Below are 14,484 nucleotides of genomic sequence, written 5' to 3' on the forward strand. Positions count from 1 at the left end.
ATGGGATTTCCAGAAAACTTTTTATGGGGCGGTGCAACAGCCGCCAATCAATGTGAAGGCGGGTTTAATCAAGGCGGGCGTGGGCTTGCCAATGTCGATGTAATTCCGACTGGCAAGGACCGCCGAGCAGTTATTACCGGCAAGCGTGAGATGCTTGCTTTTGAAGAAGGGTATTTCTATCCAGCCAAAGAAGCGATCGATATGTACCATCATTTCAAAGAAGATATCGCCTTGTTTGCGGAGATGGGCTTTAAAACCTATCGTTTATCGATTGCTTGGTCAAGAATTTTTCCGAAGGGGGATGAAGAAACCCCTAATGAAGAAGGCTTGCGCTTTTATGAAGAACTTTTTTTAGAGTGCCGTAAATACCAAATCGAACCCTTGGTGACGATCACTCATTTTGACTGTCCGATCCATTTGATCAAAGAATATGGCGGTTGGCGCAACCGTAAGATGATCACCTTTTATGAAAACCTTTGTCGAGCGATCTTCACTCGATACAAAGGATTGGTGAAGTACTGGCTGACCTTTAACGAAATTAATATGATTTTGCATGCCCCATTTCTCGGTGCTGGGCTGACCTTTGCTGAAGGCGAAAATGAAGAACAAATTAAATACCAAGCTGCTCATCATGAATTAGTCGCAAGTGCGTTGGCAACAAAAATCGCCCACGAGATCGATCCAGAAAATAAAGTTGGCTGTATGCTGGCTGCGGCTAGTTATTATCCTTACAGCTGCAATCCGAAAGATGTCTGGGAAAGCAAAAAAAGCGATCGCGGCAACTATTTCTTTATCGATGTGCAATCGCGAGGAGAATATCCAAATTATGGTTTGAAGATGCTAGCTGATAAAGGAATCACTTTGGAACGAACCGCCGAAGATGCGGCTTTATTAAAAGCCCATACCGTCGATTTTATTTCCTTTTCATACTATGCCTCTCGGGTTGCTGCTTCAGAAGATTCCGGTGTTGAGAAAACGGAAGGCAACTTGTTCCCGACCATTAAAAACCCGTATTTAGAAGCGTCAGAATGGGGCTGGCAGATTGATCCGCTTGGTTTGCGAATCACGATGAATGATCTCTATGATCGTTACCAAAAGCCGCTTTTCATCGTCGAAAACGGTCTAGGAGCGGTGGATACGCCAAACGAAGATGGAAAAATCAATGATGTGTATCGCATCGACTATCTACGTGCGCATATCGCTGCGATGAAAGAAGCGATTGACCAAGACGGTGTGGAACTGTTGGGCTATACTTCATGGGGCTGTATCGATTTGGTTTCTGCAGGAACCGGAGAAATGAAGAAACGCTATGGCTATATCTATGTCGATCGCGACAATGAAGGCAATGGCACATTAGCCCGCAGCAAAAAGCAATCCTTTTATTGGTACAAAAAAGTGATTGCCTCAAATGGGGAAGACTTGGCTTAAGCCAGTTAACTAACGATTATCATTAAGGAAAGAAACGCCAGCGGAACAGAACTGCTCATGGAAGCAGCCTGGTTCTGTTGGCGTTTTTCTTATTTAACGAAAGAAATTATTCTGCTTCCTCCCGCTGGATCGGCAGCAGCAAGCGAACGGTGGTTCCTTCGTTGATGCGTGATTCTACAGTCAATCCATATTTCTCCCCATAGAGCAGCTTGATACGCTGATCAATATTGTCTAAGCCAATACCCGAATAGTGTTCAAAGTGGTTCGCGGAGCTGGTTGGGTGCTCTTCATTGAACCCGATGCCCGTATCGATGATCTCAATTTTCAGGCCTTCCTTACTGACACGAGAAAAAATCTGGATCAATCCTGAATCCTCTTCGGGAAAGGCATGCAGGTAGCCATTTTCGATAATCGGTTGCAAAATCATCTTCGGTACGAGAATATCTTCGCAGCCATCTTCTGAAAAAATCGTTGACTGGATGCGATTGCCGTAACGTACGTTCATTAAAACGAGGTATTCTTCCACGATCGCTAGCTCATCCTTTAAGGGGACGATCTCTTTGCGGTTAAAGGTGTGCCGCAACAATTGGACAAAGCTTTCAATCGCTTGGGTGGCGGCTTCTTGTTCGTTTTGCCAGATCAAAAACTTGATGGCAGTCAATGTGTTGTAGACAAAATGCGGTTGGATCTGCATTTGCAACGAGCGGATCTCGAACTTGCGTTTTTCGGCTTCTGTAACCATTAAATGATCGACATAAGATTCCAAGTCCTCTAGCATCAAGTTATACGCACGCCCCAATTCTCGCGTTTCGTATGTCCCGTTGATGGTAACCTTGTCGCTGAAATCGCCTTGTGTGACCGCAGGCAGCTTGGCAATCAGCTGATAAATCGGTTGGGTGATGTTGCGGATGATCCAAAATGCCAGCAGACTAAAAAGTAAAATACTGACGACAGAAATCAAAAGAGCTGGCTTGATCAGATTCATATTGCGTACTAGATGCGATTCATCCAAAACATCGTAAAAAGTAAAATGATACGAATAAAGGGGCAGCTGATTGATGCTAGTATCTCTTTTGACCGTGACGAGGCGATCTTCAAACGGCTGGCCTAAAAGGCTCGGATCAGAAGTGGAAAGAATTTGATTTTGTTCATTGACGATATAGATCGAGTGGAGACTGGTATCTAAGAGTTGACGATAGATCGAAGAAAAATCGGATTCTTTTAAGAAAATCAGGGCATAGCCGAAAATCGTTTCTTCTTTCATTAATTTGCGCACGTACATCAAGCCAGGGGAGTCGCTGGTGGAGGTACTTAAGCCTTGGTCCAAGAAATAATATTGACTGATGGCGTCATTGTCATTGATCTGCTGGATAAAGGCACTGGCGAGAAAATCATCTACTGATTGATTGCGAACCGCATCGTTTTGAAAGAAAGTGCCCCCGTTGACCCCAATCAACACCAAATTCGAGGGGATGTCTTGAAACAAAGAGCGCGTGTCTTTTAATTGCTCGTTTAATTCTAAAATCGTACGGCCTTGATTCATGTCGCCTTCTAAGTATGTTTCAACGGCTTTGCTTTCATCGACGATATCAAAAATTCGATGGATATTCTCGTTCAGACGCTCATAATCTTCTTGGATTTTTTCCAGTAGCAGCTGATTGGAACTCTGGTACGAAGCAACATAGGCATCTTTCGAGCGACCATAGATCACGACGACGGTTAGCAGACAAACACTAATGACCCCGACGACAACAAAGAGGAAGATCCGACTGAATAATTCATTTTTCTGAATCCATTGGTTGATTTTCATAATTGATTCAACCGCCGATACTTCGATGGGGTGACTTGGCATTCTTTCTTAAAGATGCGAGAAAAATAGCTGATATCCGAATACCCGACCGCTTCACTGATTTCAGATAGATTCAGATCAGATTGTGTCAGTAGTTCTTTGGCTTTATCCAAGCGGGTTTTCTTTACATACTCAGAAAAGCTCATTTTCAGTTTCGCAGAAAGAAAAGCCGAAAGATAGGTGTAACTAAAATGAAAGGTTTCAGCCAGTTCAGACAAAGACAGACTTTTAGTGTAGTTGTCTTGAATGAAGCGCTGGATCGCAACGAGTAGATCATCTTCATCCAGCGGTGATAAGGTCGTCAGCTGTTGACGAATATCATCAATGGTCGCCAACAACAAATCAGAAAAATCTTCCAAATACTGCACGTGACCGATGGCATGCAAAAATTCGGCTTTTAAGCGGCTAAAGCGGGGAGCAGTGGGAAATTCTTCTTCCAAGCGGGACAGTAACGTGTAAAAAATACTGCTGGCCTGCTGTTTTAAAAATGTCGGATCGACATTGGATAAGATCATGTCATTAAAATATTCCTCAATTCTGGTGATTCCTAATAAAAAGTTGTTGTCTAACAAAGCCCGTAAGAACTTCTTCGTATCAAAGCGATCACTTTCAATGTACAAAAAGAGTTCTTGTTCTGGCACCAACCGTTGGCGTTTATAAAAAAACGATTGTCCTTGGCTTTTGGCTTTAAGGGTCACAAAATGATCCCGTAACTGTTCAATCTTTCGAAAGGGCACACTGAGAGTAAAGAAGGCATCCGGCTCGGTAAAACGCAATTGTTCCAACGTTTCTTTCAAAGCGGAATAAACATTCGTTCCTTCTGGATAACTGATCACTAAGCCGGCATCTTTATTACTGGTTTGAAAAAAGAGCGTCTTTACCTGCGGTTGTGATTGAGTAAATTCTGTCAACGCATGTAGCAGCTGATCATTGGCACGAAAGCCGCTAAAATTGGTGGTCAAAATTTGGGCTTGCTGTTGCGGCTGACCCAATGCAAGAGAGTCCGCTAAAGGAGCCAACGGTTCTTCATACCCTGCTAAATAGCGATTCAACGATTCTTGCAGCTGCGTTTCCTCAGTCACGGAGCCTTTTGTATGTGACAGCTTTTGTGTGATGTTGTGTAGCGTCTTCAACAAGAGTGTCGGTGTCAGTGTCGGTTTTAAAAGATAATCTACGGCACCATTTCTAAAAGATTGACTGACATATTGGAAATCATCGTAGCTGCTCAAGACCAAAAAATGGACTTCTGGATATTGTTGTTGAATGATCGTTGTGAGTTGAAGGCCGTCCATTTGTGGCATTTTCAAATCCGTAATCACGATGTCGGGATTTAGCTCATGGATCAGCGCCAATGCTTCTTGCCCGTTCGCTGCATCGCCTAAGAGACGGAACCCTTCTTGCTCCCAACGTATCATATGTTTCAATCCATCTCGGATCGTTGCCTCATCATCAACGACTAAGACCGTGCGTAAAATAGTCATGGTATCCCCCCTATATCTCTTCTTTATTATAAACGCTTTCAAAAAAGAAAGGTATTGTAACTTTTTTCTATTTTTGGACAAATTTAGTAAGCTCTTTCATAATCGTTGAATACGGTTACAAAATCAGTGTATAGTTAGCCTTGTAAATAAAAGGAAAGAGGGATAAAAATGAAAAAACTACTTGCATCGATGGTAACGGCGGCTGCAGTGCTGACTTTGGCGGCTTGCGGAAACAGCAACACAAGCTCTGGGGATTCCGGCGAGTCCTCAAACAAAGTCACGGTCTGGGCATGGGATGAGACCTTCAACATCAAGGCAGTCAATGAAGCCAAAAAAGTGTATGAAAATCAAGATGTCGATGTGGAAGTTGTGACGATGTCGCAAGATGATATCGTCCAAAAATTAAATACTAGTCTGGCATCAGGAAATACGGACGGACTGCCAAATATCGTCTTGATCGAAGACTACCGCATCCAAGGGTACCTTTCTTCTTATCCAGATGCGTTTAGTGATCTAACGGATATCGTGAATGAGGAGGATTTCTCCAGCTATAAATTTGCGGTCAATAAAGTCGACGATGTCATTTATGGGGTGCCATTTGACAGTGGCGTCGCAGGACTATTTTACCGCACAGATTATTTGACCGATGCAGGCTATGAGCAAGCGGATCTCCAAGATATTACCTGGGATGATTTTATCAGCATTGCCAAAGATGTCAAAGAAAAAACGGGTCACGCTATGATGTCGTTAGACCCAAGCGATCTTGGCTTGGCACGAATCATTATGCAATCGGCAGGCGAATGGTATACCGGTGAAGATGGCTCCACCGTGACCATCAAAGACAATGAATCCTTCAAAGCCGGTCTAACTGTCTTGGCAACATTGTTGAATGAAGGCTTAGTTGAACAAGTTTCCGATTGGGATGGCGGGGTCAATGCTGTTCAATCGGGGAATGTTGCGTCTGCGCCAACCGGTGCGTGGTATTCTAGCACAATTCAAGGCGCTGAAGATCAAAGCGGCAAATGGGCGATCGCTCCGATCCCATCCATCGCTGGCGATAGCAATTCAGTCAATGCTTCCAGCATCGGCGGAGCAGGCTGGTACGTGATCAAAGGGGTTGACGGCGAAGAAAATGCCAAAGACTTTTTAGCCAATACCTTTGCTTCAAACAAAGAATTGATGGGTACACTAGCTACCGAGATCGGTTTGGTTTCAACCATGAATGCTGCAGAAGAAACGGAAGAATATACGTCGGGGCTTGATTTCTATGGCGGTCAAAAAGTCTTCCAAGATTTCTCTCAATGGTCACAAGAAATTCCAGCCGTGAACTACGGCAATCACACCTATGCCATTGAATCTGTCTTGACTGAAAGCTTGCAACGAGTGATCAACGGCGAAGACATCGATAAAGTATTAGAAGAAGCACAATCACAAGTGGAAGCACAAATTGCAAACTAATCGAACAACTTTGCAGAAACTCGTGAGCGATCGCGAGTTTCTGTGTTAAGGGGGAATTACAATGAAAAACAAAACAAAAAATTGGTTTGCAAACGGCAATGCCTTTATTACCTTACCCGTCATTTTGATCACGATGCTGGTCTTTATCCCGATGGTCTCGGCATTGTTCACGTCATTCCAATCAGGACCACCGACAGCGATGACCTTTAACGGTCTTGGCAACTATCAGCGGATGTTGAGCGACTCAACTTTTAAAAAAGCCTTTGGCAATACGTTTTTATACTTATTAGTCCAAGTTCCGATCATGCTCTTTTTGGCGCTGATCGTATCGAACATATTGAATGACAAAAAATTGAAATTTAAAGGGCTGTTCCGCACCGCCTTGTTTTTACCATGTATCACATCCTTGGTTTCTTATTCCTTGATCATGAAAAGTCTCTTTTCGGCAAACGGGTTAGTCAATAACTTTTTGACGCAGCTACACCTGATCGATGCGCCGATCCAATGGTTGACAGATCCTTTTTGGGCAAAAGTACTGATTATTTTTGCCATCACGTGGCGTTGGACCGGCTACAATATGATCTTTTTCATCTCAGGCATGCAGAATATCGATCCAAGTATTTATGAAGCGGCAGAGATCGATGGCGCTTCAAAATGGGATCAATTCTTCAAAATCACGATTCCCAACTTGCGTCCAATCATCCTATTTACCACGATCACTTCAACGATCGGTACGCTGCAATTATTCGATGAAGTTCAAAATATCACTGGCGGTGGACCAGCCAATGCCACGACGACCTTGTCACAATATATCTACAATTTGAGTTACAAATTCACGCCAAACTTTGGGTATGCCGCTGCGGTCTCCTTTGTCATTGTGATCGCGATCGTGATTTTATCGATCATCCAAACGAAAATAGGAGGAAAAGAAAATTGAAAACAATCTCACTCACTTTAAAATACGTCTTTCTGGCGATTTTGGCTTTCATCTCTATTTTTCCATTTGTTTGGATGATCCTAGGGATGACCAATCAAACCTTTGATATCGTTGCCGGGAAAATCATGATTGGGGCTCAGTTGGTCATCAACTTCCAAAATCTTTTTTCTTCCGATTTGAATTTTACTCGGGCATTAGGAAACTCAGCGGTGATTGCCGTGATTACGACCTTCTTTGCACTGTTGTTCTCCTCCATGGCAGGGTATGGCTTTGAGATCTATCGGACGAAAACCAAAGACCGTATCTTTAATATTCTATTGCTGTCGATGATGGTGCCTTTTGCCGCGCTAATGATCCCGCTCTATCGGATGTTCAGCAAGCTTAGCGGCACACCAATCGGGATCAATACCTTCGCTGTCGTGATTTTGCCCTCGGTCTGTACCGCCTTTTTGATTTTCTTTTTCCGCCAAAACATCAAGGCATTCCCTAGAGAATTAGTCGAAGCTGCTCGGATCGATGGCTTGAATGAACTGAGTATTTTCTTTAGAGTCTACATGCCGACGGCTAAAAATACTTATGCAGCTGCCGCGATCATTACGTTTATGGGCAGCTGGAACAATTATTTGTGGCCATTAGTTGCCTTGCAATCACCAGACAAACGGACCGTTCCACTGGTTCTTTCGGCTATGGGTGCTTCTTATACACCTGATTATGGCATGATGATGTGCGGCATTGTGATCGCCACACTGCCAACGGCCATCATTTTCTTCGTTTTACAAAAACAATTTGTCCAAGGTATGCTGGGATCCGTGAAATAAACGGAGTATCAGCGAACAATTATAAAGTAGAGGGTACGATATGATTCTTTTTGACAAACAATTAAACGTCTTTCATTTAAGCAACGATCAAATCAGCTATCTCATACAAATAGAAGAAGGGGGCAATGTGGCACACCTTTATTTTGGAAAAAAAATCGCTCATTATTCTGGCGGCTATCGTTATCCACGTCTTGATCGGTCCTTTTCGCCCAATCCCCCAGACAGCAGCGACCGACTTTTCTCATTAGACACCTTGATGATGGAATTTCCTGGCAACGGCTTCGGAGATTTTCGAGAAGCAGCTTATAGGATTCGCCAGTCTAACGGTAGCCGAGTCAGCCATTTTGTCTTTAGTGATTACCAGATTCAACAAGGCAAACCCGCCCTAGCAGGATTGCCTCAGACCCATGGTGCCGACGACGGGATCGAAACACTGATTCTGTCCTTAAAAGATGATGTGACGGGACTCGAACTGCAGCTGTTTTACACGATTTTCGAGGATGCGGCAGTGATCGTCCGCTCAAGTAAAGTAATCAACCACGGAAACCAGCCTGTTACGATCGAGCAGCTGGCGAGTCAAGCGCTCGATTTTCCTAACCGTCCCTTTGATTTGATCCACTTGCCGGGGGCATGGGCGAAAGAACGCCAAGTCACCCGAGAACCAATCAATCGCGGCATCAAGCGTTTGGACAGCAAGCGTGGTTCCAGTAGCCATCAGCAAAATCCCTTTGCCGTCATACTGGAACCTAATGCTACGGAGTTTGCTGGGGAGTGTTTTGGTTTTAGTTTGCTGTATAGTGGCAACCATGAAATTATCATCGAAAAAGATCCTTACCATCAGACTCGTGTGATCATGGGGATCAACAGCCATCAATTTGCCTGGCAATTGCCGCCAACTGAAAGCTTTCAAGCCCCAGAAGCAGTGATTGCTTATAGTGAGGCTGGCTTGAACCAGCTGTCAGCCACCTATCATGACTTTTATGATGAGCATTTGATTCGGGGCAAATACAAAAAGCAAGAACGGCCGATCCTGATCAATAACTGGGAAGCAACGTACTTTGATTTCAATGAAGAAAAACTGGATGCCCTCGTTGATGAAGCGAAGGAGCTGGGAATCGAACTGTTTGTTTTGGATGACGGCTGGTTTGGTCAGCGAGAAGATGACCAAACCTCATTAGGCGATTGGTTTGAAAACGAAGGCAAGCTAGCTTCTGGCTTGGCAGGATTTGCCCAAAAAGTCCATGACAAAGGACTGCAATTCGGGCTTTGGCTGGAACCAGAAATGATTTCTGGTGACAGTGAACTAAACCGACAGCACCCTGATTGGCTGTTACAAGTACCAAATCGCAAGCCAGCGCTTAGCCGCAGTCAGTATGTGTTGGACTTTTCTCGACAAGATGTCAGAGACCATCTCTATCAGCAATTATCCCAACTGTTTGATACGGTTGCCATCGACTATATCAAATGGGACATGAACCGCAGTCTGTCGGATGTCTATTCCTTGCTCCTCGATCCTGCCCAGCAAGGGGAGGTCGCGCATCGCTATCTGCTGGGCTTGTACGAGTTCCTCGAGAAACTGACCACTGCCTATCCGACGATCCTGTTTGAAGGCTGTTCTGGCGGTGGCGGGCGTTTTGATGCCGGTTTCTTGTATTATATGCCGCAGATTTGGACCAGCGACAACACCGACGCCATCGCCCGCTTGAAGATCCAGTACGGTACCAGTCTGGTCTATCCGCCATCCACCATGGGGGCGCATGTCTCAGCGATCCCGAACCATCAGACCCAACGGGCAACGGATCTAGCGATTCGCGGCAATGCTGCGATGTCCGGCTTGCTAGGCTATGAGCTTGATTTAACACAGCTGACAGAAGAAGAAAAAACGCAAATCAAAGAACAAATCACTTTTTATAAAAAACATCGGCGCCTGCTGCAGTTGGGCCGCTTTGTTCGACTGCTCAGCCCTTATGAAGGCAATGACGCCGCCTGGCTGTATGTTTCTCAGGATAAAAAAGAAGCGATCGTCTTTTACTTCCGAGTCTTAGCTGAAGCCTCTGCACCATTGGTTACTTTAAAGCTGGCTGGTCTTGATCCTGACCTCACCTATCAAAGCGGGGGAGAGAGCTTCGGTGGCGATGAATTGATGCAACTCGGGTTGTATATCGATCCTCATTTAGCCGGGGATTACGCCACGAAGCGGTTTCATTTTGTTGCAAAAGTGCCCCACGAATGAAAAAAGCGTCCCGTCAAAGCAGCATGTTTTGACGGGACGCTTTATTTTGCTGCCGTAAGCTTTTGGCTAATGATCGGCAACTGAGAGGCTATTTTAGAACAAATGATTTATTTTTTTCTCGAGAAGTCGTATGATGAAGGAGGAGGCAGGCAGTTTGCTTCTGACAATCAGTAAGAGGAGGGTGTTCAACATGGACGAACAGCCACTAGCGAATGAAACAGAAGAAGGGTTGATTGCTGCAGGATATCGGAAGTATCGTGGTGAAGCGATCGATATTTATTACAACAAAGAGATCTGCACCCACAGCGGTAATTGTGTGCGGGGCAATCCCGCCATTTTTGAAGTTGGACGGCGTCCCTGGGTGATTCCTGATAATGGGGAAGCAGCCCAAGCGGCACAAGTGATCCATACCTGTCCAAGCGGTGCATTAAAGTATGTGTTAAAGGAGGAACAATCATGGAAATCTTAGAAGAAAATGCTCGATTTGTGTTAAAAGACGGTGACAAAGAAATTGGTGAAATGACGTGGTCGGAAGCGGGCGAAACGCGCTTGATCATTGACCATACCTTTGTCGATCCCGCTTATCGGGGCCAAGGTCTGGCCGAAAAATTAGTGGCAAAAGGGGTGGAAAAAGCCCGCAAAGAACAAAAGAAAATCATTCCTTTGTGTCCCTTTGCCAAAAAAGAATTTGAACGCAAACCAGAATATGCCGATGTTTGGAACCAATAAATAAAAAGACCCCCATCAGCTCAAGCAGGTACCTTCTTGAGCTGATGGGGGTTTTTGGTATGACTGATCAATGTTGGAATTGAGCATGGTACAGGCGATAGTAATAGCCTTGTTCTGCCAGTAATTCTTCATGAGTTCCTTGCTCCACGATTTGACCGGCATCCATTACAAGGATCTTGTCTGCTGCTCGAATCGTTGATAACCGATGGGCGATCACAAAGCTGGTTTTGCCTTCCATCATTTTCAAAAAGGCATCTTGGATTTTTTTCTCAGTCAGAGTATCAACCGAACTGGTTGCTTCATCCAAAATCAGCATGGGTGGGTTACTGATCATCGTGCGGGCAATCGTCAATAGCTGTCGTTGTCCGTCAGAGATCTTGATGCCTTGATGACCGATCGGTGTATCTAGTGTTTCTGGTAAGCGCATCACATATTCATACATATAGGCATGCTTTAGGGCATCATAGATTTCTTCATCTGTGGCAGTGTCATTTCCGTATTGCAAGTTTTCTCGTAAAGAGGCATCAAAGAGCCATGTATCTTGCAAGACCATTCCGAAGCTTTGCCGTAATTCTTCTCGTTTCAACTGACGAATATCGGTGCCATCGATCTTGATCGCGCCTTTATCGACATCATAGAAACGCATCAACAAATTGACCAACGTCGATTTACCGGCACCGGTTTTTCCGACGATTGCGACGGTTTCTCCAGGTTTTGCAGTAAAAGTGAAATCTTCGATCAATTTTTGACCAGGATCATAAGCAAAAGACACCTCCTCAAAGGCAATCTCGCCTTTGATCTCTCCCAGTGATTGAGATTCTTGATCATCGGCTGTTTCTGGCTCTTGATCCAACAGCTCAAAGGTTCTTGAAAGTCCAGCCAATGCCGTTTGGATCTGGGTCGTAATTCCTGACAATTCAATGAATGGTTTCGAAAACTGACTGGAGTAGATCGTAAAGCTGGAAATCATCCCAACCGTGACAGCACCTGTACCAGAAAAGTAAAGCAGACCGCCGACAAAGCCGACTGACAGATACGCCAAATGATCGACGAATCGTGAAAGGGGATTGGTCAAAGAAGAAGAAAACTGTGCCTTTTGCCCCCGGACATTCAATTCTTGGTTGATCGTTTCAAAACGGTTTTGGTTGATGGTTTCTCGATCAAAGGCTTTGACGATTTTTTGATTGCCGATCATTTCCGTAACAAAGCCAGAAATTTCGCCGACGATTTCTTGTTGCCGAGCAAAATGCGATTGTGACGTTCGTGCCACGATCCAGTTGACCAAAAAGATGATCGGGGTCGAAACCAATACGACCAACGTTAAGGGCACACTCATTTGCAGCATGACGACTAAGGCGATCAAGACGACCGAAATACCAGAAAACAGCTGGTTGAAGACTGCAGCGACGGCAATGGAAATATTATCCATGTCATTGGTAAAACGACTGACGATGTTGCCGTGGGAGTTTTGGTCATAATAGCGCAAAGGCAATGTATTGAGATGCGCAAAACCTTTTTTGCGCAAATCGGCGACAGATAAATACGCCACGCGGTTACCCAGTCGCTGGATCAACCATTGACTGACCACAGTCACTAAAACCACTCCGGCAAACAGAAGCAAAATACGATAGAGAGTGCTAAATTGCACTTGATCAGCACCTATCAGCTGATCGACGGCTTGACCAATCTGATACGTCATATAAACCGAGGAGACGCCAGCAGCGATCCCGAGGACAACTGCTGCCCAAGTTTCCTTCGCATAGGCAGTCAAATAAGGGAGGTAGCGACGAAAGGCCGACCAATCGAATGATTTCTTTTTCATGCTTCTTCCTCCTCTGCCTGTGATGCCACGATTTCTTGGTATTCTTTTGAAGATGCCAACAGCTCTTCATGGGTCCCTTTGCCTACCAAATTCCCTTGGTCTAAGACTAAGATCTGCTGCGCATCTTGAATGGAGCGAACCCGTTGAGAGATAATGATGACCGTGCCACGAATGCTTTCTTTTAAAGCCATCCGCAAATCAAGATCGGTTTGATAGTCAAGGGCGCTTAGGGAATCATCCAAAATCAAGATATCTGGTTTAGCAATCAACGCTCTGGCGATCGTTAACCGTTGTTTTTGTCCCCCAGAAAAGTTCTTGCCACCTTCAAAAATCGGGGTATCCAGTTGCTGCGGCAAGGCTTCAACGAAGTCACGGCTTTGAGCGATCTCTAAAGCGCGCCAGCATTCTTCATCAGTGGCCTCTTTTTTTCCCCATTGCAAGTTTTCCCGAATCGTCCCCGTAAACAGCACGGCGGTTTGAGGCACCATAGCGATTTTTTGGCGTAATTGCTGTAAAGGCCATTTCCGCACATCGTGACCGTCAACGATCACTTTGCCATCTGCTACATCGTAGAAGCGGGGAATCAATTGGGTCAAGGCAGATTTCCCACTCCCGGTTGGTCCAGTGATACCTAAAATAGACCCTGGCGCGACTTGGAAATCAATGTTTTTCAAAGCTAATCCGTATTCTTTTGAAAAGCGGAAATCAACATGTTCAAAGCGAATCGCTCCGACGTTGTTTTTCGGCTGATCCATAAAGACTTCTGAAAGTTCATCGCCGATCGACGGCTCAGTGGTTAAAACTTCGTTGATCCGTGAACCTGATGCTGCCGCACGGGTAAAGATGATCACTAAGTTGGAAACCACGATCAATGCTAAGAGCATTTGATTCATGTAATTGACCAGTGCCAGCACTTGTCCTTGCTGCAAATTGCCTATATTGACTTTGAATCCACCGATATAAAACAACGCGATAATGCCGACATTCATGATCAAGGTGGTGGCAGGCGTCAATAAAGCAGACAGATTTGTCACCCGTAAATAGACCTCACTTAAATCATCAGTTGCCTTATCAAAGCGTTTCGTTTCCGTTTTTGTGCGGGCAAAGGCACGAATCACCCGAATCCCGCTTAAATTTTGACTAACTAGCTCATTCAACTCATCTAAATGGACTTGAACTTTCTTATACAATGGCACGGTTTTGGCGATGATCCAGAATAAGACGATACAAAAGAGCGGTAAAACGAGTAGGAAAATCAAGCCAGCTTGCCAATCAATGACAAAGGCCATAATCACGGAACCGATACTTAAGAAGGGTGCCCGGACCACCAGCCGAATCAGCATCGCCAAAGCAATCTGCATCTGATTGATGTCGTTGGTCATTCGAGTAATCAACGTATCAGTACCGAATAAGTTCAGTTCGCTATGGGAAAGGGTGTTGATTTTTTTCATCAAGCGATTGCGTAATTCTGTCCCGAATCCTTGAGAAGCGACGGAAGCATAATACTGACAGATGACGGCACAGATCATCCCCACCACGGACATCACGATCATCCAGATCGTCATTTCAACGACCTTCGACCAATTGTTTTGCCGTAGGCCCTCATCGACTAAAGCGGCCATCTGCAAAGGCAGAACCAATTCAAACACCGCTTCTAAAAATTTGAAAAACGGACCAAGAATAATCTGTTTGCGATAATCCTTGGCGTAGCGTAACAAGCTTATCATAA

At 44.9% G+C, this 14,484-nt stretch carries 10 protein-coding genes and 1 pseudogene; 7 read left to right on the top strand and 4 right to left on the bottom strand.

All coding sequences use genetic code 11. The annotated features are described in order from the left end of the window. Positions 1-1,428, top strand: a complete 1,428-nt coding sequence (locus IGI88_RS13315) for a 6-phospho-beta-glucosidase (RefSeq protein ID WP_086296957.1) — start codon at positions 1-3, stop codon at positions 1,426-1,428. 106 nt (positions 1,429-1,534) lie between these two features. On the opposite strand, the gene IGI88_RS13320 is transcribed toward IGI88_RS13315, so the two are convergent. Both IGI88_RS13320 and IGI88_RS13325 read right to left on the bottom strand, forming a co-directional pair. Further along, on the bottom strand, positions 1,535-3,238 hold the full coding sequence (locus IGI88_RS13320) for a sensor histidine kinase (RefSeq protein ID WP_429960641.1): 1,704 nt from the start codon (positions 3,236-3,238) through the stop codon (positions 1,535-1,537). Continuing rightward, entirely contained in the window at positions 3,235-4,758 is a 1,524-nt protein-coding gene (locus IGI88_RS13325) for a response regulator transcription factor (RefSeq protein WP_429960642.1), read from the bottom strand. Before IGI88_RS13325 ends, IGI88_RS13320 begins: the two co-directional genes overlap by 4 nt. A gap of 168 nt (positions 4,759-4,926) precedes the next feature. Between IGI88_RS13325 and IGI88_RS13330 the strand changes: the two genes are divergently transcribed. From IGI88_RS13330 to IGI88_RS13355, 6 genes and pseudogenes are all read left to right on the top strand, one after another. Next, positions 4,927-6,216 (top strand): ABC transporter substrate-binding protein, encoded by a 1,290-nt coding sequence (locus tag IGI88_RS13330; protein ID WP_005234924.1) that lies wholly within the window; start codon positions 4,927-4,929, stop codon positions 6,214-6,216. Positions 6,217-6,277: 61 nt separating this feature from the next. Then, a complete protein-coding gene (locus IGI88_RS13335; RefSeq protein WP_005225588.1) occupies positions 6,278-7,153 on the top strand; it encodes a carbohydrate ABC transporter permease in 876 nt (291 codons plus the stop codon). A 2-nt stretch (positions 7,154-7,155) separates the two neighbouring features. Beyond that, positions 7,156-7,971 (top strand): annotated as a pseudogene (locus IGI88_RS13340) (carbohydrate ABC transporter permease); the annotation flags it as partial. Positions 7,972-8,011: 40 nt separating this feature from the next. Next, entirely contained in the window at positions 8,012-10,204 is a 2,193-nt protein-coding gene (locus tag IGI88_RS13345; RefSeq protein ID WP_429960643.1) for an alpha-galactosidase, read from the top strand. A 190-nt stretch (positions 10,205-10,394) separates the two neighbouring features. Next, positions 10,395-10,673: a (4Fe-4S)-binding protein gene (locus IGI88_RS13350; protein ID WP_008378829.1), complete on the top strand. Its 279-nt coding sequence runs from the start codon at positions 10,395-10,397 to the stop codon at positions 10,671-10,673. After that, positions 10,661-10,933 carry a GNAT family N-acetyltransferase gene (locus IGI88_RS13355; RefSeq protein ID WP_016613524.1) on the top strand — a complete coding sequence of 91 codons (273 nt, stop codon included), beginning with the start codon at positions 10,661-10,663 and terminating at the stop codon, positions 10,931-10,933. Before IGI88_RS13350 ends, IGI88_RS13355 begins: the two co-directional genes overlap by 13 nt. 67 nt (positions 10,934-11,000) lie before the next feature. On the opposite strand, the gene IGI88_RS13360 is transcribed toward IGI88_RS13355, so the two are convergent. Further along, positions 11,001-12,755: an ABC transporter ATP-binding protein gene (locus IGI88_RS13360; RefSeq protein ID WP_139960102.1), complete on the bottom strand. Its 1,755-nt coding sequence runs from the start codon at positions 12,753-12,755 to the stop codon at positions 11,001-11,003. Beyond that, entirely contained in the window at positions 12,752-14,482 is a 1,731-nt protein-coding gene (locus tag IGI88_RS13365) for an ABC transporter ATP-binding protein (protein ID WP_194188374.1), read from the bottom strand. The genes IGI88_RS13360 and IGI88_RS13365 overlap by 4 nt, the downstream gene beginning before the upstream one ends. Between the last annotated feature and the right edge of the window lie 2 nt (positions 14,483-14,484).

The organism is Enterococcus sp. AZ179 (assembly GCF_050498885.1).
In the GTDB taxonomy this organism is placed as follows: domain Bacteria; phylum Bacillota; class Bacilli; order Lactobacillales; family Enterococcaceae; genus Enterococcus_D; species Enterococcus_D entomosocium.